The sequence below is a fragment of the Cellulosilyticum sp. WCF-2 genome, from assembly GCF_003990395.1.
GTDB lineage: Bacteria > Bacillota > Clostridia > Lachnospirales > Cellulosilyticaceae > Cellulosilyticum > Cellulosilyticum lentocellum.
This window is the reverse complement of the sequence record NZ_CP034675.1, coordinates 4,170,266-4,191,700: the sequence shown is the minus strand read 5'-3', so window position 1 is coordinate 4,191,700 and position 21,435 is coordinate 4,170,266. Positions and strand designations below refer to the sequence as shown.

21 protein-coding genes and 1 riboswitch are annotated in these 21,435 nt (G+C 34.0%); of the genes, 20 read left to right on the top strand and 1 reads right to left on the bottom strand.

The annotated features are described in order from the left end of the window. The first annotated feature begins 43 nt into the window (after positions 1 to 43). The 18 genes from EKH84_RS19000 to EKH84_RS18915 all read left to right on the top strand — a co-directional run bounded on the left by EKH84_RS19000 (position 44) and on the right by EKH84_RS18915 (position 19,092). On the top strand, positions 44 to 1,381 hold the full coding sequence (locus tag EKH84_RS19000) for a uracil-xanthine permease family protein (RefSeq protein WP_127067509.1): 1,338 nt from the start codon (positions 44 to 46) through the stop codon (positions 1,379 to 1,381). 70 nt (positions 1,382 to 1,451) lie between these two features. Further along, positions 1,452 to 2,027: a xanthine phosphoribosyltransferase gene (locus EKH84_RS18995; protein WP_127067508.1), complete on the top strand. Its 576-nt coding sequence runs from the start codon at positions 1,452 to 1,454 to the stop codon at positions 2,025 to 2,027. A gap of 411 nt (positions 2,028 to 2,438) precedes the next feature. Continuing rightward, positions 2,439 to 2,774, top strand: coding sequence for a rubredoxin-like domain-containing protein (locus EKH84_RS23000; protein WP_041713062.1), 336 nt, complete (start codon positions 2,439 to 2,441; stop codon positions 2,772 to 2,774). A 227-nt stretch (positions 2,775 to 3,001) separates the two neighbouring features. After that, positions 3,002 to 3,868, top strand: a complete 867-nt coding sequence (locus EKH84_RS18985; protein ID WP_127067507.1) for a MurR/RpiR family transcriptional regulator — start codon at positions 3,002 to 3,004, stop codon at positions 3,866 to 3,868. 196 nt (positions 3,869 to 4,064) lie between these two features. Then, positions 4,065 to 4,865 carry an HAD family hydrolase gene (locus tag EKH84_RS18980; protein ID WP_127067506.1) on the top strand — a complete coding sequence of 267 codons (801 nt, stop codon included), beginning with the start codon at positions 4,065 to 4,067 and terminating at the stop codon, positions 4,863 to 4,865. A 302-nt stretch (positions 4,866 to 5,167) separates the two neighbouring features. Then, a complete protein-coding gene (locus tag EKH84_RS18975) occupies positions 5,168 to 6,130 on the top strand; it encodes an ABC transporter substrate-binding protein (protein ID WP_127067505.1) in 963 nt (320 codons plus the stop codon). Further along, a complete protein-coding gene (locus EKH84_RS18970) occupies positions 6,123 to 7,103 on the top strand; it encodes a FecCD family ABC transporter permease (protein WP_127067504.1) in 981 nt (326 codons plus the stop codon). The genes EKH84_RS18975 and EKH84_RS18970 overlap by 8 nt, the downstream gene beginning before the upstream one ends. A 2-nt stretch (positions 7,104 to 7,105) precedes the next feature. Next, the gene (locus tag EKH84_RS18965) at positions 7,106 to 8,107 is read left to right on the top strand and encodes a FecCD family ABC transporter permease (protein ID WP_127067503.1); all 1,002 of its coding nucleotides are present in this window, start codon (positions 7,106 to 7,108) and stop codon (positions 8,105 to 8,107) included. 30 nt (positions 8,108 to 8,137) lie between these two features. Then, a complete protein-coding gene (locus tag EKH84_RS18960) occupies positions 8,138 to 8,926 on the top strand; it encodes an ABC transporter ATP-binding protein (RefSeq protein WP_127067502.1) in 789 nt (262 codons plus the stop codon). Positions 8,927 to 8,994: 68 nt separating this feature from the next. Then, positions 8,995 to 10,257, top strand: coding sequence for an MFS transporter (locus tag EKH84_RS18955; RefSeq protein WP_127067501.1), 1,263 nt, complete (start codon positions 8,995 to 8,997; stop codon positions 10,255 to 10,257). A 75-nt stretch (positions 10,258 to 10,332) separates the two neighbouring features. Further along, positions 10,333 to 10,416: riboswitch (ZMP/ZTP riboswitch) on the top strand. Positions 10,417 to 10,532: 116 nt separating this feature from the next. Further along, on the top strand, positions 10,533 to 11,246 hold the full coding sequence (locus tag EKH84_RS18950) for an IMP cyclohydrolase (protein ID WP_127067500.1): 714 nt from the start codon (positions 10,533 to 10,535) through the stop codon (positions 11,244 to 11,246). A gap of 157 nt (positions 11,247 to 11,403) precedes the next feature. Continuing rightward, on the top strand, positions 11,404 to 12,579 hold the full coding sequence (locus tag EKH84_RS18945) for a phosphoribosylaminoimidazolecarboxamide formyltransferase (protein ID WP_127067499.1): 1,176 nt from the start codon (positions 11,404 to 11,406) through the stop codon (positions 12,577 to 12,579). A gap of 168 nt (positions 12,580 to 12,747) precedes the next feature. After that, the gene (locus tag EKH84_RS18940) at positions 12,748 to 14,388 is read left to right on the top strand and encodes a DUF2207 domain-containing protein (RefSeq protein WP_127067498.1); all 1,641 of its coding nucleotides are present in this window, start codon (positions 12,748 to 12,750) and stop codon (positions 14,386 to 14,388) included. A 14-nt stretch (positions 14,389 to 14,402) separates the two neighbouring features. After that, complete coding sequence (locus EKH84_RS18935) at positions 14,403 to 15,389, top strand: radical SAM/SPASM domain-containing protein (RefSeq protein WP_127067497.1); 987 nt, start codon at positions 14,403 to 14,405, stop codon at positions 15,387 to 15,389. Positions 15,390 to 15,559: 170 nt separating this feature from the next. Next, positions 15,560 to 16,105, top strand: coding sequence for a prolyl-tRNA synthetase associated domain-containing protein (locus tag EKH84_RS18930; protein ID WP_127067496.1), 546 nt, complete (start codon positions 15,560 to 15,562; stop codon positions 16,103 to 16,105). Between the two features lie 92 nt (positions 16,106 to 16,197). After that, positions 16,198 to 17,166, top strand: a complete 969-nt coding sequence (locus EKH84_RS18925) for an alpha/beta hydrolase (protein ID WP_127067495.1) — start codon at positions 16,198 to 16,200, stop codon at positions 17,164 to 17,166. Beyond that, a complete protein-coding gene (locus EKH84_RS18920) occupies positions 17,126 to 18,412 on the top strand; it encodes a hypothetical protein (protein WP_127067494.1) in 1,287 nt (428 codons plus the stop codon). The genes EKH84_RS18925 and EKH84_RS18920 overlap by 41 nt, the downstream gene beginning before the upstream one ends. Before the next feature lie 14 nt (positions 18,413 to 18,426). Then, positions 18,427 to 19,092 carry a DUF6320 domain-containing protein gene (locus EKH84_RS18915; protein WP_127067493.1) on the top strand — a complete coding sequence of 222 codons (666 nt, stop codon included), beginning with the start codon at positions 18,427 to 18,429 and terminating at the stop codon, positions 19,090 to 19,092. A 146-nt stretch (positions 19,093 to 19,238) separates the two neighbouring features. Here the strand turns inward: EKH84_RS18915 and EKH84_RS18910 are convergent, their stop codons facing one another. Then, positions 19,239 to 20,504: a 4Fe-4S dicluster domain-containing protein gene (locus EKH84_RS18910; RefSeq protein WP_127067492.1), complete on the bottom strand. Its 1,266-nt coding sequence runs from the start codon at positions 20,502 to 20,504 to the stop codon at positions 19,239 to 19,241. Positions 20,505 to 20,733: 229 nt separating this feature from the next. Here EKH84_RS18910 and EKH84_RS18905 point away from each other — a divergent pair, with 229 nt between their 5' ends. Further along, positions 20,734 to 21,189 carry a metallophosphoesterase family protein gene (locus EKH84_RS18905; protein WP_127067491.1) on the top strand — a complete coding sequence of 152 codons (456 nt, stop codon included), beginning with the start codon at positions 20,734 to 20,736 and terminating at the stop codon, positions 21,187 to 21,189. 52 nt (positions 21,190 to 21,241) lie between these two features. After that, positions 21,242 to 21,367: a clostri-philic family protein gene (locus tag EKH84_RS22665; protein ID WP_256372381.1), complete on the top strand. Its 126-nt coding sequence runs from the start codon at positions 21,242 to 21,244 to the stop codon at positions 21,365 to 21,367. Positions 21,368 to 21,435: the final 68 nt, after the last annotated feature.

The window sequence follows — 21,435 nt, the reverse complement described above, 5'->3', positions numbered from 1 at the left end:
ACTCATTATACGGTCATGCACAAAAAGCATGGAGGCGTCAATAATGAATGTAATAAGAAGTTTTACAAATGGGCAAGGAGCTAATGTGGCTAACATCTATAACTTAGATGGAAGAGTACCAGTAGCTAAAGCCATTCCTTTCGGGCTTCAACATGTTTTAGCCATGTTTGTAGCTAATATCACACCTATCATCATTGTAGCAGGAGCTGCAGGTCTTTCTAGCCAGCAAAGTGCTGCGCTTATTCAATGTGCCATGCTAATAGCAGGTATCGGTACTATTATTCAACTTTATCCTGTTTGGAGAATCGGTTCAAAAATGCCTATTGTTATGGGAATTAGTTTTACCTTCGTATCTATTTTGTGTTTTATTGCAATAGAGTATGGCTATAATGCCGTAGTAGGGGCAGTACTTATTGGTGGATTGGTAGAAGGCGTACTTGGTTTATTTGCAAAGTACTGGAGAAAAGTTATTACACCAGTAGTAGCAGCTAGTGTTGTAACTGCTATTGGTTTTTCACTTTTAAACGTAGGAGCCTATTCTTTTGGCGGAGGAAATGGCAGTCCTGATTTTGGTTCAGCTTCAAATCTTTTATTAGGAGCAGTAACTTTAGTGACTTGTTTAGTATTTAATATCTTGGCTAAGGCTCACTATAAACAATTATCTGTATTAGTAGGCCTTATAGTAGGTTATATTTTTGCTATTTTTTTAGGAAAAGTAGATTTTAGTGCAGTAGCAACGAGTGGCATTATTGCACTTCCTGAGTTTTTACCTTTTAAACCAGAATTTAATTTAAATGCGATTATTTCAGTTATACTTATTTTCCTTGTTTCAGCAACAGAAACAATTGGAGATACTTCAGCTTTAGCTGTTTCAGGCTTAGATCGTGAAGCTACAGAAAAAGAAATTTCGGGTTCTATTGCTTGTGATGGCTTTATTAGTAGTATTTCAGCACTATTTGGTTGTATGCCAATTACGTCTTTTAGCCAAAATGTAGGGCTAGTAGCTATGACAAAGGTAGTTAACCGTTTTACTATTTTAATGGGAGCTATCATTATGGTATTAGCTGGTTTATTTCCTGCCTTCGGTGCTTTATTAGCTACTTTACCTGAACCAGTATTAGGTGGTTGTACGTTAATCATGTTTGGCTCAATTGTAGTAAGTGGACTTCACATGCTTGCTAAATGTGGTTATAATCAAAGAAATATGATAATTGTAGCACTTTCGCTAAGTGTAGGTATTGGTTTCACACAAGTGCCAGAAATCTTTGCGATTTTTCCAGAAATCGTTCGTAACGTTTTAGCAGAAAACTGTGTAGCTGTTGTATTCATTATGGCCCTGGTACTTAACTTGGTACTACCTAAGAGCATGGAGAATAACTAAAAAAGTGGTAATCCATTCTAATAAGTCAATGCATACGTATTAAAAACTATAAGCAAAGAGAGGAATTGCAATGAAATCCCTAAAGGAACGTATTATTAAAGATGGTAAAATTAGAGAAGGAAATGTACTGAAAGTAGACTCTTTCTTAAACCACCAATTAGATATTGAGCTTTTTGAACAAATGGGAGAAGAATTCAAAAGAAGATTTGAGGGGAAAAAAATCACTAAGATTCTTACTATTGAAGCTTCAGGAATTGCCATTGCTTGTATTGCAGCTAGATATTTTAAGGTACCAGTCGTATTTGCGAAGAAAACACAAACTAAAAATATTGCAGGAGATGTTTATACGAGTAAAGTAGAATCTTTTACTCATGGCAAAGTATATGACATTATTGTTTCAAAAGAATTTTTAAAACCAGAAGATCACGTTTTAATAATCGATGACTTTTTAGCAAATGGAAAAGCATTGCTAGGCCTTACCAAGCTTGTACAAGATGCAGGTGCTACGGTGGTAGGGGCAGGAATTGCTATTGAAAAAGGCTTTCAGGATGGTGGAAAGCTGATTCGTGAAAGTGGCATTCAGTTAGAATCTTTAGCCATTATTGATGCTATGAGTGTTGAAGAAGGTATTACCTTTCGCGAATAATAAATAAGAGTTAAGTAGTAATGGAAGAATAAATAGAAAGATAAAGAGAGTGAGCCTCAGATATAAAACGTATCTGGGGCTTTTTACATGTAGAGAAAAAGTACGATTTATTAAATTTATTAAAGTATAGCTACGATAAAATAATCTATTATTCTAAGGTATCCTAAAACAGACAAAATAATGGAAAGGTAAGTTATACACAAATAAGGATTAATAGCAGCATAGCTTAACCTAAGAATTATACTTGATTCAGTTCTCTAAAAATAAAAAAGAAAAGCTTATAAAATTAATGTTAAAAATGTATTATTATTTCCAATAGACAGAATTAATTATTTGACAATAAATATTATTTGATATAATATATAAGTATAATAAATAGAAAAAATACATGAAAGTAAGGAGAGATTAATGATGAAAAAACTATTTAAATGTACGATTTGTGGATACGTAGCTGAAGGAGATGAAGCTCCAGAAATTTGCCCAAAATGTAATCAAGGAAAAGAAAAATTTGTTGAGCTTAGCAGCGAAGATGCTGAAAAAATTTATGCTTCTGACAGAACTAACAGCATTCATGCAGAAATTATTTTATTAGCAGAGAAGATTGCTGAGCTTTCAAAAGAAGGTATAGAAATCAAACTTGATCCAATGTGTGTAGCTGCTTTTGAAAAAGCAAAGAATGAAGCTTGGGTTATAAAACAAAGATGTAAAGCAGAACTTGCAGGACATATGTCTAAAGGTAAATGGTAAGCATTAGACTTACATAGAATTTATGCTATATCAGTTAAGGTATATCTATAAGCAATAAAAGAATAAATCCAAAAAGCTATAAAATCACTTCGTTGATTTTATAGCTTTTTAGGTTTATTCTTATTTGTAAGCGTTTAATCTAGCCTTATGTAGCGCAGAATAAATCTAAGAGGTAATAAGCTTATTTCAAATAACAAAAATGACTAAAAAGAGTAAAGAGAGTAATGATGACATTAGAGAATATAATAAAATGTTGTGAAGGCCTAACCCCAACAGAAAATCAATTAGTGCAGTACATTTTGCAAAACAAAGAACAGGTTCAAAATTTATCTATTCAAAGTCTTGCTGAGAGAACCTTTGCATCTAAGTCTGCCATCCACAGACTATGTAAGAAGTTAGGACTTAATGGTTTTAATGAGCTTAAGGTAAAGGTAGCTCAGGATCTAGTAGAAGATCATAAAACTAGGACACAAATAGATGTTAATTTTCCATTTACGGCCCATGATACACAGAGGACAATAGCAGAGAAATTATTAAAATTATATGAAGCCTCTATTACAGACACGTACCATTCTATTGATATGGAGGATTTAAAAAAATGTGTTACCTTATTACATGACGCAGATATTATTGACATTTATACACAGGCACATAATCTAAATGTAGCTGAAAATTTTCAAGATAAAATGCGTTCCATTGGTAGAAGTGTTAATTGTCCCAAATCGACTTATGAGCAGCGTTGTATTGCAACTGCATCTAAGAAAAATCATGTAGCAGTTATCTTATCTTATTCAGGAAGAGCAAGCTTTGTATTACCTATTGTAGAAATACTAGGTAAAAAGCAAATAGAAACCATTTTAATAGGTAGACTAGGAAATAGTATGATGCAAAAACATATCAAGCATCATTTATATATAAGTGATAAAGAAGATCTTAGAAATAGAATCTCTCAGTTTTCTTCTCATATTGCTATGCAATATATATTAGATGTTATTTTTAGTTGTATTTTTAAACAGGATTATCAAATGAATATAGATTATATTCAAGAGGTCATGGGTCTTATTGATGATAGAGATATTAATGAGGAGAAATAATACTTCTAGAGCTTGTTAGTTTATTAACTAATAAGCTTTTTTATGTATAAAATGGATAAAAAGTATCAAAAAGTTTCAAGAGCATAAATAAGCCCATTCACATTTTTAGAAAAAAGCATCAGAATGCTCTGTAGAGGTTGAAGGAAATACATAAAAGAAATATATTAGAGATGCTAATAGAAATGAGGGATAAAAAATGAAAAAAGCGATATTTTTAGATATAGATGGTACCTTAATAGATTCTTTAGGTGGTCTTACAGAGATTTCACCAAAAGTTGAAAAAGAAATTCGTATGCTGCAAGAAAAAGGAGTCTATGTTTTCGTTGCAACAGGAAGGCCTTATGCATTTATCAATAAGTCCTTATTAGAATTTGGTTTTGATGGCTTTATCTTAACCAATGGTGCACAGGTTATGATTAATAATGAAACTATTTGTAGTAAACCGATGGGAAGTGACTTTATCAATCAATTGGTATCGACACTTGAGGAGAAAGGCATTCAATATGTTTTAGAAGATGATAAGCATGCTTATATGAAAGCAAGCCATAAAGCGTTTTATCAGTTTTATGATAGTGTAGGGATAGGAAAGGAATGCTTTATAAGTGATTATAATCTTGAAAAGCTTAATGTGTATAAAGTCGAGATCATGTGCCCTAATGAGGAGGTTTTAAATCAGTGTGCGGCGTTTATTAATCAGCATTCAGAGTATGGCTATTTTCAGAGTATAGACGAAATTCATCTAGAAGTTTATTTTAAGGAAAATACAAAAGCAGCAGGCATAATAAAAGCTACAGAGTATTTGAATATTCCTATAGAAAACACCTATGCTTTTGGAGATGGAAGAAATGATATAGAAATGCTAGATATTGTTGGTTGCGGCATAGCCATGGGAAATGCTTCTGATGAAGTAAAGCAATATGCAAATGTAGTTACTGATACGGTACACAATGATGGCGTAGCTGTAGGGATTAGAAAATATATTTATGACAATAGATGAGAATTTTAGGACATCTGTGAGAGAGTAGTTTATTAATGACTACTCCATAGATGTCTTTTTTATTACGCTTATGCTCTTTATTGAAGAATTTTCAAAAATAGGAATAGTATCTACAAAAATGCTTCACTATTATGAGGAGATGGGTTTAGCAAATAAATATAAAAATTACACAAAAGCCAATTGAGAATGAAAATCAAGGTTGGATAATATTACATCTATCGATTAAATGGGATTTATAGTAAAATCTAGAAAGACTTAACATGAATGCATTTGAGTACAAACAAATAAGAAGGAGAATACACATGAAAAAAAGTATAGAATTAATAATAAGCGTATTAGTACTGGCACTAGGTCTTGTAGGATGTACTAACAATAATCAGTCAGCAGAAACGCCAGATACGACTAATAATCAAATAGAAACAAAGGTTGTGACAGATGTAAAAGGTGAAGTAGAGATTCCTGCTAATCCTCAGCGCATTGTAGATATTAGTGGAGCCAGTGATATTTTATCTATTTTAGGATATGAGGTAATAGGAACAGCTAATAGTGATGGTTATGATTATACAAAATTCCCATCTTATCTAGAAGATGTATTAGGAGAAGCAGAAATTCTAGGTTATAGCATGTTAGCTGAAATGGACGTAGAAGCTATTATTGCATTAGAACCAGATCTCATTATTATTTCAACAGTTCAAGAAAAGATGTATGATCAGTTATCAAAAATTGCTCCAACTATTATGATTGAAATGAAACAAATGGATTGGAAAGAAGATTTCATGCATGTAGCTAAAGTCATGGGAAAAGAAGCAGAAGCAACAGCATGGATTGATAGTTACTTAGAAAAAGCAGAAGCAGTTGGTGCTAAGATTAAAGAAACTTATGGTGAAGATAGTTCATACTTATCTTTCTTAGCAAGTGGCGGTAGCTTATTTATTTTCGATGGTGCAGGGCTTGGAACCATTTTATATGATGATATGGGACTTGCTAAACCAGAAGGAATGCCACAGCAAGAAAATATTAGCTTGCCTGTAGTAAGCTTTGAAGGGTTAGCAGAGATTGATGCAGATTATATCTTTGCTATTGCAACAGATGAAGATATGGTTTCTTTAACAAACAGTTCAATTTGGAATGGTACAAAAGCAGTAAAAAATAATCATGTTGTATCATTACCTGCAAGTCCGTATTTTAATCAAGGATATAGCCCTATTGGTAGATTAGCATTCGTAGAAGAAGTTGAAGCTTTATTAGCAAGCATCAATGAATAAGAAAGTTTTTCTCTTAACGGTAGGTTGTAGTGTAATAGCAATAGTAGGGCTAGTTATTGCTATATGTGCAGGTGCAAAAAGTATTCCCTTACAAGTGGTATGGGAAAGTATTTTTAACTACCAAGATGTTCTAGATATGCAATTAGTCCGAGATGTAAGAATACCAAGAGTCATTAGTACCGCCTTTGTAGGCGGTATACTTGGTATGTCAGGCGCTATGATGCAAGGGGTGACGCGTAATCCAGTAGCAGAGCCTTCTTTAATGGGGATTACTCAAGGTGCTACACTTGCAATTGCCATTTTAGGTGCAAGTCCTATGATTTATGGCTTATTAGGCAATACGACTGCAGCATTTATTGGTGCGATGATCAGTGGCCTATTAGTATTAGCATTTAGTATGAAAAGTGCCCGTAATATGAATATTTCTAGATTATTATTGGCAGGAACTGCGTTAAGCACTTTTTTTATATCAATGGCAACGATTATTGCATTACTAACTAATAAATCACAAAACCTCGCATTTTGGATTTCAGGTGGGTTTAGAGCAGTTACTTGGGAGAGTGTTAAGCTATTAGTGAGTGTTGGCGGAATAACAGCCATTCTGGCACTACTTTTAGCACCTAAGATTAATATTGTAAACCTAGGTGAAGACGTTTGTATTGGACTTGGGCAAAATCCAACGAGAATACGTATGTATACATTGTTATTAATAATTCCTATGTGCGCCGTATGTGTTGCTGTGGCAGGAAACATTTCTTTTGTTGGTTTAATCGTACCTCATATTTTAAGAAAACTAATTGGACAAGATTATAGGAAGCTTATGCCACTGTCCTTTTTACTAGGTGCTACTGTTGTGATTTGGTCGGATATACTGGCAAGGCTAGTTAATCAGCCTTATGAAACACCAGTAGGATTATTTACCTCTTTAGTAGGGGTGCCACTATTTATTTGGATGGTTAGAAAGGAGAGCTAAAAATGAAAAAACGTATTTTAATCGCTAGTATCATGACTAGTCTTCTTTTGCTAGTAGCCATTTTGATAGCAATGAGTTGGGGAAGTTATAACATAAGTTTTCCGAATATACTTCAGACCCTTATTGGAAATGGTAATAAGCTTCAAAGCATGACCATTTGGGATATTAGGTTACCACGCATTTTTGTGGCACTAGTGGTAGCTCTATGTTTATCAACATCGGGCTGCGTGCTTCAGGGAGTAACGAGAAATGAACTAGCAGAGCCTGGAATTATTGGAATCAATGCAGGAGCAGGTCTTGCAGTGGTACTACTCATTAACTATGGTGGAACGAATTATTATAGTCAAATTGGAGATTTATCATTATTTCTAATGCCTTTTGTAGCTATTATAGGAGCTCTTTTGAGCGCAATAATTATTTATCGTTTAAGCTATAAAAGAGGCATCTCACCAACTAGGCTCATTTTAGTGGGTATTGGCGTTAATGCAGGCATTAATGCGATTATTACTTTATATCAATTAAATATGTCAAAAGGTGATTATAATCAAGTGCTAACCTGGATTAGTGGAAGTCTCTGGGGAAGCAGTTGGAAGTTTTTTTATGTCATAGCCCCATTAGCTATTATATTTTTAGGCTTAGTCTTTTGGAAAGCTAAGACGCTAGATGTACTTGATCTAGGAGATGAAATTGCTACTGGATTAGGGGTTAAAGTAGAAAAAGAGCGAAGAATCTTAATGTTTTATGGTGTAGCGCTAGCAGCTATTGCTACTGCTGTTGCAGGGAATATTACATTTCTTGGATTACTAGGCCCTCATATTGCTAAAAAAATAGTAGGTCCTGTTCATAGAAGACAAATACCACTTGCTGCAATGATAAGCTGCATAATCATTTTGATTGCCGATACTTTTTCAAGAAATATATTCTCACCAATTGAAATACCAGCAGGTATTACTATTGCAATTATAGGCGTACCTTATTTTGTTTATTTAATGATGCGTGAGTAAACTTTTTAATTAAAAAGCTAGGAGGAACAAATGGAAGCAATTGAAGTAAGTCAATTACAAGTTGCTTATGAGCACAAGTTAATTATTGAAAATATGAATCTTAAAATTCCTATGGGAAAAATCACTATGATTATTGGTGCTAATGGTTGTGGTAAATCTACCCTATTAAAAACTATTGCACGTATTATTTCACCTAAAAAGGGAGAAATCAAATTAAATGGTATCAATATTCAAAAACAAGCACCAAGAGAAATTGCTAAAAAGATGGCAGTGCTTCCTCAAAGTCCGATAGTTCCTTCCGGCCTTTTAGTAAAAGAATTAGTGTCTTATGGAAGATTTCCTTATCAAAATGCTATGGGGGGAATGAAACAAGAAGATGTTGAGAAAGTCAATTGGGCAATGGAAGTTACAGGTATTTTAGAGTTTGCCAATCGCTCAGTAGATAGCTTGTCAGGTGGACAAAGACAGCGTGCTTGGATTGCTATGGCACTCGCACAAGAAACAGAAATTCTAGTATTAGATGAACCAACCACATACTTAGATATGGCGCATCAGTTAGAAATACTAGAGCTACTACAAACCTTAAATAAGCAGCAAAATAGAACAATTGTTATGGTATTACACGAATTAAATAATGCCACAAAGTTTGCGGATTATATTATTGGCGTCAAAGAGGGGCAAATCGTATTTGAAGGCAAACCACTTGAAGTGATTACCAAAGAGAATTTATTTGAGCTGTATGGCATTGAGGCAACACTACAATTAGATGCAGCAAAACAATACCCAATCTGTGTAGATTTTAATTTAGCAAAGCGCTAAGGCACATTTAACCCAAGGCGGTTAAGAAAAAGATTGGGGTTATGAGAGGGAAAAAGTAAGGAGACAATATGTCTAATCAATTATATAGTAAAAATTTTATGATATTAGTCATAGGGCAAATTATATCGCTATTTGGAAGTTCAATTCAGCGATTTGCCCTTTCTTTATATCTATTAGATTTAACGGGATCTGCTAGCATATTTGCCACTATTTTAGCTATTTCTATGCTACCCATTGTTTTAGTATCCCCTATAGCAGGAATACTAGCAGATAGAGGAGATAAGAAAAAGTGGATGGTCCTACTAGATACTATAAGTGGCGTCATATTAATGATTTATTCGCTTTTTATATTTCAAGGAAGAGACCACGTTGTCATTGTAGCTATAATGATGGTTCTGCTTTCTGTGATATCCACCTTATATCAACCTATAGTTAATACCTGTATTCCTATTCTGGTAGCTGATGATCAGCTAGTAAGAGGTAATGCCATTATTCAGCAGGTGGCATCATTAAGTAATTTCTTAGGACCTCTTATAGCAGGGGTATTATATGGCGTGCTGGGAATAAAAGGTGTTATTATACTTAATATTATAAGCTTTCTTTTTTCTGCAGTAATGGAAATGTTTTTAACCATACCCTTTACAAAGAAAGAAGGGGGAGAACTATTTACCAAAGTATTCGCTAATGAAATGAAAGAAAGCTATCATTACTTAAAAAATGAAAATCCTATTATATTCCGTATGATTTTTATTTCAGGCTTATATAACTTATTTTTAGTACCTATTTTTAGTGTAGGAGCACCTTATATCATTAAAGTCATTTTTGGTATGTCTTCAGAAGTATATGGCATGGTAGAAGGCTTTATTGCACTAGGAATGATTATAGGCGGGATGATTATAGCTGTTAAGCCAAAGCTGTTCCATATTAAAAAGGTTCATAGAATTTTATACATCACAGCTGTATCTATTATGATGATGGGAGTAGCAGTTTATCTTCATAGCAATCGCACTATAAATGCGGGGATGAGCACCATTTTATTTGCCGTATTTGGCATGCTTATTATGCTCATATTAGGGATTGCTAATGTTTTAAGTGCCAGCTATATTTATCAAGCTGCAAAATCTTCAATGCTGGGCAAGGTATCTGCATTTGGGGCTGCCTTTGCTACTTTATGTATTCCTTTAGGGCAGCTCACCTTTGGGCTTTTAGTAGAGAGCTTTTTAACAAAGCTTGAGCTTATTCTTTATCTATCAGCAGTATTGACATTAATGGTTACATTATTAGTACGTTGGAATGTTAATCAGATTAAAGATGAGGGTAAACAGACATAATATTTTGTGAAATTAGAATATAATATTTTTGTGAATTATAGTTGAAATCTCATTTAAAATAGTGTACCCTAAATTTAGGTTCTGTACGACTGGCGGATAAGTGGGAGCACCCACAGGGAGTACAGAAATTTAGAAATGCCGACCGCCTGGGCGACCTTTGTAAGGTTACTCAGGTGTCGGCATTTTTCGTTTTTAGAAAATAATATCATTGAAGGATTAAAAATGATGCTGACACTGGGATTACTCAAAAGTAATTATAAATGGTGAAAAGGAGAATGAAGATGATTTCATTAGAAAACGAATTAAAACAAAATCCATATCCAGGTAGAGGGATTGTCATCGGCAGATCAAAAGATGGTAAACATGCAGTAACAGCTTACTTTATTATGGGTAGAAGTGAAAATAGTAGAAATCGTATATTCGTAGAAGATGGTGAAGGTATTCGTACACAAGCTTTTGATCCTTCTAAATTAACAGATCCAAGCTTAATCATTTATGCACCTGTTCGTGTACTTGGTAATAAAACAATTGTAACTAACGGTGATCAAACAGATACCATTTATGAGTTAATGGATAAACAGCAAACTTTTGAACAAGCGCTTAGAACGAGAGAATTTGAGCCAGATGGTCCTAACTACACACCTAGAATTTCAGGGATCATGCATATTGAAAGCGGTAAATATAACTATGCCATGAGCATTTTAAAGAGCAATAATGGAGATCCTTCAAGCTGTAATCGTTATACCTTTACATATGAAAATGCCAAAGCGGGTGAAGGACGTTTCATCCATACTTATAAATGCAATGAAGATCCACTACCAAGTTTTGAAGGAGAACCAAAGTTAGTTGAAATTCCAAATGATATTGAAGATTTCACTCAGATGTTATGGGAAAGCTTAAATGAAGACAATAAAGTTTCTTTATTTGTAAGATATATCGATATTGAAACTGGAAAATATGAGACACGTATTGTTAATAAAAATAATTAAAGACCAATAATTAAAGACCAATGATTAAGCATTCATAATTAGATATACAAAACAAGCAATCAAAAATGAAGAACTTGATTGGTAGTAATAGACTATCAAGAAATAATGGTGGTAAAAAAATATACTAGTGTGTAAATAAATGAGTGGAGGGATAGGAATGAAAGAATTAGAATTGAAATACGGCTGTAATCCAAATCAAAAACCATCAAGAATTTATAGCGAAGAGGGTACACTTCCTATTGAAGTATTAAATGGCAAACCAGGTTATATTAACTTCCTTGATGCTTTCAATGGTTGGCAATTAGTTAAAGAGTTAAAAGAAGCAACTGGACTTCCAGCTGCAACTTCTTTTAAGCACGTTTCACCAGCAGGAGCTGCTGTAGGACTTCCTCTTACTGATGTAGAAAAGAAAATCTACTGGGTAGAAGATTTAGGGGAACTTTCACCACTTGCAAATGCTTATGCAAGAGCTAGAGGTGCAGATAGAATGTCTTCATTTGGTGACTTTATTGCACTTTCAGATGTTTGCGATGTGGCTACTGCAAAGATGATTGCAAGAGAAGTATCTGATGGGGTTATTGCTCCTGGTTATGAAGAAGAAGCACTTGAAATTTTAAAAGGTAAGAAAAAAGGCGGTTACAATGTGGTTCAAATCGATCCTAACTACGTACCAAATCCTATTGAGCGTAAAGAAGTATTTGGTATTACTTTTGAACAAGGCCGTAATGAGCTTAAAATTGATAAAGCGTTTATTAGCAACGTTGTAACAGAGAACAAAGAAATCCCAGAAAGTGCACAAATTGATTTAATTATTTCACTCATTACTTTAAAATACACACAGTCTAACTCAGTATGTTTTGCTAAAGGTGGTCAAGCAATTGGTATTGGTGCTGGTCAACAATCAAGAATCCATTGTACACGCCTTGCAGGTACAAAAGCTGATAACTGGTTCCTTCGTCAATCACCACAAGTACTAGGTCTTCAATTTGTAGATGATATTCGCCGCGCAGACCGTGACAATGCCATTGACCTTTATATTGGAGAAGATTACATGGATGTTTTAGCAGATGGTGAATGGGAAAGAATTTTCAAAGTAAAACCAGCTGTATTTACAAGAGAAGAAAAAAGAGCTTGGCTTGATCAAATGGAAGGTGTAGCCCTTGGTTCAGATGCTTTCTTCCCATTTGGTGATAATATTGAAAGAGCTGTTAAGAGTGGTGTTAAATATATTGCTCAGCCAGGTGGTTCTATTCGTGATGAGCAAGTGATTGAAACTTGTAATAAACATGGCGTGGCAATGTGCTTTACAGGTATTCGATTATTCCACCACTAAAATAATTTAATTAGATAAATTTTAAATGGGATATTATAAGACATACTGCTTATAATATCCCATTTTTATAGGTAAAAATGTAAAACGATATTTGTGTTTTTCTTATAGTGACTTTATAATTGAAAATATAAAATATTTTGTCATATATAAAGTGAAAAGGGGAAACTAATGAAACAGATAAAGATAGGGTTTGTTATTTGTATTTTTGTGATTTTGTTGTTAGGGATAGAAGTTCAAGCTGCAGATAAAGAATATAAAATAAGGAATGCTAATTTTCAGGTGCAGCTTCTAGAAAATGGAGACGCTCTAGTAAATGAGACTTGGAGCATTCATTTTATTAAAGGAAATTTTACAAGGTTTTACGTGGAACGCTATTTAGATGTTACTGAATTGGAGAGGTTTTCTGAAATTGAATACGAATATTTTTCAATCAACAATAAGAAATGTGAATTCACAGAGGATATAGGAAGTAGGCTTCCAGGAACCTATAGTATAACCAGAGATAATAGTTACGAGACTTATGCATGGTATATGGATGCAGAGAATGAAGAGATAGAGTATGAAGTGCAGTATACTTTAAAAGATGTAGTCAAATATACAGATAGTGGACAAGCTTGGTTTAGCTATCGATTTATAGGTAAAAATTTCGAGAAAGAGATTGAACATATAAAAATAGCTATTTATCCACCCTCCACATGTAACATTGAAGTGGGAAATGGGGGAGAGTATGTCTCTGATATAAGTGAAACCAATGTAAGTTTTAATAAAGAAAATTCTAATGGATTAGTGAAAGTAAGTATTGCTCTACCTAAAGATATCTTCTTGGAAAATATATCTTATATAAGTAGTGAGAAATTTGAAAAATCAACAACAGATGCAAGTAATACCGCAAACACTATTATACATCATATAGATTTAATAGTTTTTATAGTAATGTTTATATTTGTTCCTATATCTATATTTATTCTTAAATTATTATTCATGCAGATTTGTAAAGCGAATCCTGGAAAGAGAGAAAGGATAACAAACAGAAAAATAAAAAAAATGGCTAAGGATAGTCAATATGTAAAAACGATTTTACAAAAATTTATTAATAGGGGCATTACACCGGCAGAATATAATAGAATTTTAGAGGAGCCTTTTGTGGAAATGAATACGCTACGACTTATTTATCTAGATTTAATGAGGCGAAATGTCATTTATATAAGGGGAAATCAATTACTGATTAATATGGGAAAGATGGATGAACTAAAGAATTATGAGAGCACTGTTATTAAAATCTTTTTAAAGTATATGAATTTCAAAAAGGAAGACGTAACTGCCACTACCTCACTTCAAGGATTTAGAGAAAATTTAATTGAAGAGTATGAGGAAATTTCAGAGGAAATCGCTCCTTTTACCAAGGTAATTGAAATAGCCCAAGGAGATAAAGAATTAAAACAAGAGGCCAAGGTTTTAAAAGCATATTTTGAGATGTCTAAAGCACAGTATACCCAGGACACCAAGGAGATTTTTGAGTATTATAAAAGAAATAAAAAAATAGAATTAATAGAGCTTTACTATTTAGCAGCTTTTACTAGATATACATCAGTAAAAATCGGCAAAGAGAAGTTCAAAAATCAAGTAAAGGATATAGATGAAGAAACATTTTATTCAGAAATAGCTTATATTTTTGACACTTCTGCAGTTTACTACGGCATCCATTATTCAAGTATGTATTACTCAAGTGGCGACTATTCAAGTAGTGGAGGCAGTTCATGTTCGAGTTGTAGCTCTTGCTCAAGCTGCGGTGGTGGTGGTGCTGACTAATAAGGAGAGAGAAGATGGAAAAGCATGTACTGCAATGGCACATTACGCATAAGTGCAATTTAAGATGTTCACATTGCTATCAAGAAGAATATAGTCAGGATCTTACGCTATCTCAAATAAAAGAGATTTTTAACCAGTATCTTTGCTTTCTAGTAACCAAAGGTTATAAGGGACATATTAATCTTACAGGAGGAGAGCCCTTCCTTTATCCCCATTTATTCGAAGTGCTAGATTTATTTGAAGAGAACAAAATAACCTTTGGCATACTCACTAATGGGGCGTTATTAGAAGAAGAAATAGTAGAGAAGCTTAGCCAATATCGAGGCTTATCTTTTGTTCAGATTAGCATTGATGGCGTGAAAAAAACTCATGAGCAAATTAGAGGTAGGGGAACGTTTGGAAAAAGCCTTGAGGCAATTCAACTACTCAGAAAGTATCATATTACTTCCATGGTATCTTTTACAGCTCATAAAGCCAATTATCAAGAGTTAAAGAAAGTTATTAAAGTAGTAAAAAGGTATAAGGTAGATCGTTTTTGGACAGACCGGCTTATTCCAATTGGTAATACTGAAGAAATCCTTTCAACAGAAGAATTTTTAAGCTATGTCAAGGTATTAACTCATGAGGCAAGAAAAGCTGAAAAAAGCCATTTGACTCATACGGCTATACATATGAATAGGGCGTTGCAGTTTTGTGGAGGGAGCAATCAATTCTACCACTGCTCAGCAGGCATTCAATTATTAACCATACTTGCTAATGGTGATATTGTACCTTGCAGGAGGTTGCCCATTGTATTTGGAAATGTGCTAGAAAAATCCATATTAGAGCTTTATGAGGCTAGTGAGATTATAAAAGCACTACAGCATATGCCTAAAGAATGTTTAATGTGCTATAAGGCACCATACTGTAAAGGCGGACTAAGATGCTTAACGTATGCCGTAACAAAAGACTTAAATAAAAAGGATATTAACTGCTTATTGGTTAATGAAGAGAGTTTATAAGTGGAATTGCTTATGAACTCTTTTTCTTAAAAGTAAAAATTATCTCTATAAAAAGCATTGTTTAGCCATCCTTTTTGTTAAAGCAGTAGCATTGAATAATAAGTTTATAGCGCCTATAATACAAGAATGGACAATACAGCATGTTATGGTTATGAAGAAAGAAGGCGCAAATGATGAGAATTGACCCCACTTTATATACAACTATTCCTTCCCCAGAAGGTAGATTAGAAAAAGAAATGGCTATTTATCCCATTCTAGAACAGCTAGGTATTCCTTTTGAACGTTTAGATCATGAAGCAGTGGCAACTATAGAAGACTGCGGAGAAATTGATCGGTATCTAGGAATTACCATTTATAAAAATTTATTTTTATGCAATAGTAAAAAAGATCACTATTATTTATTAGTGATGCCAGGAGATAAAACGTTTAAAAGTAGTCCTATTGCTCAGCAAATAGGTTCTACTAGACTATCATTTGGTACACCAGAAGTATTAGAAGACTATTTGAATTTAACACCAGGCTCTGTAAGTATTACAGGATTACTTTATGATCAAGAAAAAAGAGTACAATTACTTATAGATGAAGCCATTTTAGAAACGAAGTATTTTGGTTTCCACCCTTGTATCAATACCACTAGCTTAAAAATTAAAACTTCTGATTTAATAGGAAAATTGATTCCCTATTTGGATCATCCTATTACCTATGTAACAATATAAATATATTCGTAGCTATGCGTTGAATAATACTGTTATAAAGCCTTATAATACAAGAATAAAGTAAACCATTAAAAAGTGCCGAGGAGACTACTATGCCAATTAATAAAAAGATGCTAACGACACTCAGAAAAATGATTTATCCAGAAAAAGACTTAAGAGAAACATACAAGCTAGAGCGCAGAATGGTGAATTTTGCCCATCCTCATGTGCTTAAGCCCTTTTATAAAATTTGGGATCATGAGATTAAAGTAGGTGATCATCAGATTCCTGTAAGACTATTTTTTCCTCAGAAGGAAGGCGTTTATCCGCTGCTGATTTTTTTTCATGGAGGAGGATTTGTAACAGGTAATATCGATAGTTATAGTAAAGTATGTACACGTCTGGCTAATAAAACAGGTCATATTGTTTTATCGGTAGATTATCGTCTAGCTCCAGAGCATCCTTTTCCAGCAGGTTTAGAAGATTGCTATGCTGTGGTTAAAGATGTGGTGTCGCATACCTTACTCTTTAACCACCCGTTAGAGAAGATTACTTTAATAGGAGATAGTGCAGGTGCTAATTTAGCGGCAGCAGTATCTCTTCTAGCTAGGGATAGAGGTGAATTTAGGATAGAGCAGCAGATTTTACTTTATCCAGCTACTTATAATGATTATAGTGATACATCACCTTTTCCATCAGTTAGGGAGAACGGAAAAGACTATTTACTAACGCAGGCTCGTATGACTAACTATCTCAGCTTATATGTGAGTGACCCTAAGGAACTTCAGAATCCTTATGTGGCACCTTTATTAGCGCAGGATTTAACTAATCAACCAAAAACCTTGATGATTACAGCAGAATTTGATTTGTTAAGAGATGAGGGCAGGGCTTATGGAGAAAAGTTAAAGGCTGCTGGTAATGAGGTAGAGCTTTATGAGATTCCAGAAGCTATTCATGGTTTTTTTGCACTACCCCCTTTGTTTGAAGAGGTAAAAACGTGTTATACTATAATTAATCGTTTTTTAAGTAAGGGGACAGAAGATGAACGAAACAAAAACACCAGCTTGGAGGCGTCTAGATAATGCTGCCAAGATTTTTCCACCCACTAGTAATAATCAAGATACAAAAGTATTTAGATTTGCTTGCAGATTAAAAGAAGAGGTTGAACCAAAACTTTTGCAGCAAGCTTTAGATAAAACCATGAAGTCCTTTCCGCTTTATGCTTCTATTATTAGAAAGGGCTTGTTTTGGTATTACTTTGAAACAAGCCGCTTAAAGCCTAAGGTTGAAGAAGAAAGTAAACCACCTTGTAGTGCACTATATCATGAGGATACCAAGAATCTATTATTTGAGGTAACTTACTATAAAAAGCGCATTAATTTAGAAATTTATCATGCACTAACAGATGGTGTAGGAGCACTGCAATTTCTAAAAACCATAGTGCGCCATTACTTGGTTTTAAAACATAAGGAAGTCTTTAAGGATTATATACCAGAAATCGACTATGATGCTTCTACGGCGGAGAAAGAAGCAGATGGTTTTAAAGCACATTTTTCCAAAGGTAAAAGTGCTAAAAACCCTTCTCTAGGAAAAGCCTATAAGATTAGAGGAGAAAGGCTAGAGGGGGATATTCTTAAAGTAGTTAATGGCGTTGTATCTGTAAAAGCAGTTTTAAAAGAGGCCCATGCGTATGATACAACCTTGACGGTTTATTTAGGAGCAATACTTATAGCTTCTATAGGGAAAGAGATGGCTATCAAGGATAGAAAACGTCCTGTGGTGGTATCTGTTCCCGTTAATTTGAGGCCATATTTTAAATCAGCTTCAGCACGTAACTTTTTTAGTGTGGTTCATGTACCTTATTACTTCGGAGACAAGGATCCAGAGCTGACAGAGATTATTAGTTATTTAAAGAGCTTTTTTGAAAAGGAATTAACGACAGAAAAATTCCAGCTACGTTTAAATCGTTTAGTTGCTCTAGAACATAATTATATAACAAGGGCTATACCATTAGTCCTTAAAAAGCCTACCCTACGTTTTGCACATCATTTATCTAGCAATGAGGTAACCACTAGTTTTTCTAATATTGGAAAGGTTACTATGCCAAAAGAGTTAGAACCGTATATTGATGCCTTTGACGTTTGTGTAAGTACCACTAAGGTACAGGTTTGTTTATGTTCTTATGGAGACAAGCTTTCTATTAGCTTTACTTCTCCTTTTATCAGCAGTCAGGTACAAAAGCATTTTTTTAGAACTTTAACAAGCAGGGGCATAGAGGTAGAACTTTCCACTAATGTAGTGGACAACTTAGGAGAAATCAGTGGATAAAGGAGGCGAAAAGGATGAAGTGGTGTGGAAAATGTAAGGTTAAAATCGTAGGAACAGAAAACTATTGTCCTTTATGCCAAAATGAACTAAGTAAGCTAGATACCATAGAAGAAGATTTATTTCCAACAGCTTATGAAGGAACAAAGGAAAGGCATATGGTGATGAAGGTACTTGCCTTTCTCATGACATTAATTGGTATTATATCTGTATTTCTCAATATTTTATTTCCAACTAAGATTTGGTGGGCACTTATAGTCATTGTTACCTTGATTTGTATTCGTATTAGCTTAAGGATTGCTATTGCTAAGCATAGAAATATTTTAAAGTACTTATTACACCAAAGTCTTATTATTATTGTTTTAACATTGTTTATTGATTATGTCACAGGACAGAATGGTTGGGCAGTTACTTTTGTTTTACCAATTATCTTTACTTTAGCCATGATAGTGATGTACTTACTTTCAAAGATTTTACATTTGCAAGCAGGAGAATACATGATTTATCTATTATTAGATGCCGCATTTGGTATCATTCCCGTTGTATTTATAGCTACTAATAGTGTAAAAACACCCATTCCTTCACTTGTTTGTATCATGGTAAGTATTATTTCGGTAACAGCGCTCATTATTTTTGAAGGGACTGCTATGTATAGTGAACTTAAACGCAGATTACACATCTAATAGACTATTTAACGACTAAAATAAAAAGGTTATTCTACATATAGGATAACCTTTTTATTTTTAGAGACTAACCCTAATCATTATCAGCTGAATCAATAACTTATTTGTTACATAAAGTATTTTGGGGTTTAGAAATATGAATAATATTATTTTTTAGAAGCCAGCAAATGATCTAAATAGATAGATTTCATTTGTTTGCTAGCAAGAATTTGTTTAAGAGGTGGTAATTTTAAAATAACAGTTAAAACAGCGGCCATAGCGCGATGACTTTTATATGCACCTGTATCAAAAATAAGATGTGGTAAAGTTCCTTTTTCAATGGCCATTAAAACAGTACGGTGAGTAGTATTAGCTGGTGTTAATATTTGTTTTTCTCTTCTCAATAAAGTAATACTTTTTTTAGGGCAGTTACGGACACAGACGCCGCAGCCTAAACACAAGTTAGGATTAGGTTCTAGCTTAGTCCCATCTTTATCATTAGGAACTTCTTCGATACAAGCAATGGGACATATCTTTTGACACTTGCCACATTTGACGCAGCTGTCTTCATGAATGATAGGGATGAAAGCCGTGGTTTCAATAGGATTCATTAAGCCAAAGCGCTTAGCCGTAGTCATAGCCTCACAGCAACAACCACAACAGTTGCATAAGAAAGAACCTCCTTCACGCACATTTTCCCCACACTGTACAAGATTATAGTCATAAGACATATGAACAATATCCATGGCTTCTTTAGCATCAATCAGTCTTCCATAGCCTTGTTTACTAAGAGAACGAGCAGTTGCCCCGAAAGTCATACAAGTTTCCATAGGAGCATAGCAATCATAGCCCTCATGGTGCATTTTATGGCGGCAATAGCACATACTTAAACTAATATCAGTAGCTGTTTCAACTAAATGACTAGTACGCTCAAAATCTAGTACATAGATAGCATTTTCTTTGGATAAAACGCCTTCTTGCACAAAAACTCTGCCAAATTTGGTGGTGGTAGAGAAAAACAAGTCTTTAATGAAATCTTCCTCTACGTTGAGGTACTGATGATAAAGCTGACTAAGTATCTGTTGATCTACATGCCCACCTGTCCGCATGAGAGAAAACTCAAAAAAACCAACCATGGGTGGAGGCAAGAAATAAGTTGTCTGTTCATTTTCAGTTAAATCTAATAAAACCCCTTTACTACATAAAGTCTCTAGTTTAAGCTGAGTTTGATACTCGCTTATTCCCCAAACCTTTGAGGCACGCTTAATAGTAAATGGCCTTACAGGAAGCAAGGCGGCTAGTTTAGCTTCTTCCTCAGAAAAAAGTAAACTTAATATTTGATAAAGCGTTTCAGAAGTAGGTGCGCCTTGGGGAAAGCGGTTAAGACGATCTTCCAAACTTTTATAAGCTTCTTTACCAACAATGTGGCTCATAAATAACCTCCCAAAATGAAGATACTTATTATAAAAAATACAATATTATTTAAACTTTAACATTAAGAAGAGGACTTGTAAATAAAATACTAGATCAGTTAGTTGATTAAATGGACATGCTATAATAAGCTTAGAAGCAAGAAGCTAAGATGGCTATATAAGTAAGCGTTTAGAAAGCTAATTTTCATGGCAAAGTCTTAGCTAGATATAATATAGAAAGGGAATAGTCATGTATAAAATAGGTATTATTTCAGATACACATGGTTTACTAAGAGAGGAAGTGATGAGTCAGCTTGAAGATTGTCAGCTTATTCTTCATGCAGGTGATATTAATAAGCCAGAAATCTTAACGACTTTAGAGAAGATTGCACCTTTAAAGGTAGTTAGAGGCAATAATGATAAAGGAGAATGGGCTGAGGCACTTCCTGAGCAATTACGTTTTACTGTAGAAGGAAAAAACTTTTTCATGGTACACAATAAAAAGGATTTTATTAAGGATAGGACAGGTATAGACGTGATGATTTGTGGTCACTCACATAAATATAGCTGCAATTTAGAAGGAGAGACTTATGTATTAAACCCAGGAAGCTGTGGTAAAAGGAGATTTGATTTAGCTGTTACAATGGCAATCCTTACTATAGACCAAGGACAAATAGAAATCACTCAAATAGACCTGCCACATTAACACATAAAAATTTCAAAATAGGCTCATTCTATTTGAGAAAGGATGTGTTATCATGGCTAATAAACCTGGCTCAAATAATCCAATGCAAAAAGGCGAACGTAGACAAAAACTTCATGAGGAGCAAAATAATCATGGAGAACCAAAGAAAAAAACAAGCTATAGAACGCCAGTCAAATAGGTAATAGTTAAATAATAAAGGTGTACATAGGTATAGATTCTAAGTACACCTTTATTATTTTGCCAATT

Excerpts from the sequence above, each read along its gene's own strand:
- EKH84_RS18970 (WP_127067504.1), top strand. The coding sequence starts at position 6,123 with ATGAATAAGAAAGTTTTTCTCTTAACGGTAGGTTGTAGTGTAATAGCA.
- EKH84_RS23000 (WP_041713062.1), top strand. The coding sequence starts at position 2,439 with ATGAAAAAACTATTTAAATGTACGATTTGTGGATACGTAGCTGAAGGA.
- EKH84_RS18995 (WP_127067508.1), top strand. The coding sequence starts at position 1,452 with ATGAAATCCCTAAAGGAACGTATTATTAAAGATGGTAAAATTAGAGAA.
- EKH84_RS18920 (WP_127067494.1), top strand. The coding sequence starts at position 17,126 with ATGAACGAAACAAAAACACCAGCTTGGAGGCGTCTAGATAATGCTGCC.
- EKH84_RS18910 (WP_127067492.1), bottom strand. The coding sequence starts at position 20,504 with ATGAGCCACATTGTTGGTAAAGAAGCTTATAAAAGTTTGGAAGATCGT.
- EKH84_RS18960 (WP_127067502.1), top strand. The coding sequence starts at position 8,138 with ATGGAAGCAATTGAAGTAAGTCAATTACAAGTTGCTTATGAGCACAAG.
- EKH84_RS18965 (WP_127067503.1), top strand. The coding sequence starts at position 7,106 with ATGAAAAAACGTATTTTAATCGCTAGTATCATGACTAGTCTTCTTTTG.
- EKH84_RS18925 (WP_127067495.1), top strand. The coding sequence starts at position 16,198 with ATGCCAATTAATAAAAAGATGCTAACGACACTCAGAAAAATGATTTAT.
- EKH84_RS18930 (WP_127067496.1), top strand. The coding sequence starts at position 15,560 with ATGATGAGAATTGACCCCACTTTATATACAACTATTCCTTCCCCAGAA.
- EKH84_RS18950 (WP_127067500.1), top strand. The coding sequence starts at position 10,533 with ATGAAGATGATTTCATTAGAAAACGAATTAAAACAAAATCCATATCCA.
- EKH84_RS18975 (WP_127067505.1), top strand. The coding sequence starts at position 5,168 with ATGAAAAAAAGTATAGAATTAATAATAAGCGTATTAGTACTGGCACTA.
- EKH84_RS18905 (WP_127067491.1), top strand. The coding sequence starts at position 20,734 with ATGTATAAAATAGGTATTATTTCAGATACACATGGTTTACTAAGAGAG.
- EKH84_RS22665 (WP_256372381.1), top strand. The coding sequence starts at position 21,242 with ATGGCTAATAAACCTGGCTCAAATAATCCAATGCAAAAAGGCGAACGT.
- EKH84_RS18980 (WP_127067506.1), top strand. The coding sequence starts at position 4,065 with ATGAAAAAAGCGATATTTTTAGATATAGATGGTACCTTAATAGATTCT.
- EKH84_RS18945 (WP_127067499.1), top strand. The coding sequence starts at position 11,404 with ATGAAAGAATTAGAATTGAAATACGGCTGTAATCCAAATCAAAAACCA.
- EKH84_RS18940 (WP_127067498.1), top strand. The coding sequence starts at position 12,748 with ATGAAACAGATAAAGATAGGGTTTGTTATTTGTATTTTTGTGATTTTG.
- EKH84_RS18955 (WP_127067501.1), top strand. The coding sequence starts at position 8,995 with ATGTCTAATCAATTATATAGTAAAAATTTTATGATATTAGTCATAGGG.
- EKH84_RS18985 (WP_127067507.1), top strand. The coding sequence starts at position 3,002 with ATGACATTAGAGAATATAATAAAATGTTGTGAAGGCCTAACCCCAACA.
- EKH84_RS18935 (WP_127067497.1), top strand. The coding sequence starts at position 14,403 with ATGGAAAAGCATGTACTGCAATGGCACATTACGCATAAGTGCAATTTA.
- EKH84_RS19000 (WP_127067509.1), top strand. The coding sequence starts at position 44 with ATGAATGTAATAAGAAGTTTTACAAATGGGCAAGGAGCTAATGTGGCT.
- EKH84_RS18915 (WP_127067493.1), top strand. The coding sequence starts at position 18,427 with ATGAAGTGGTGTGGAAAATGTAAGGTTAAAATCGTAGGAACAGAAAAC.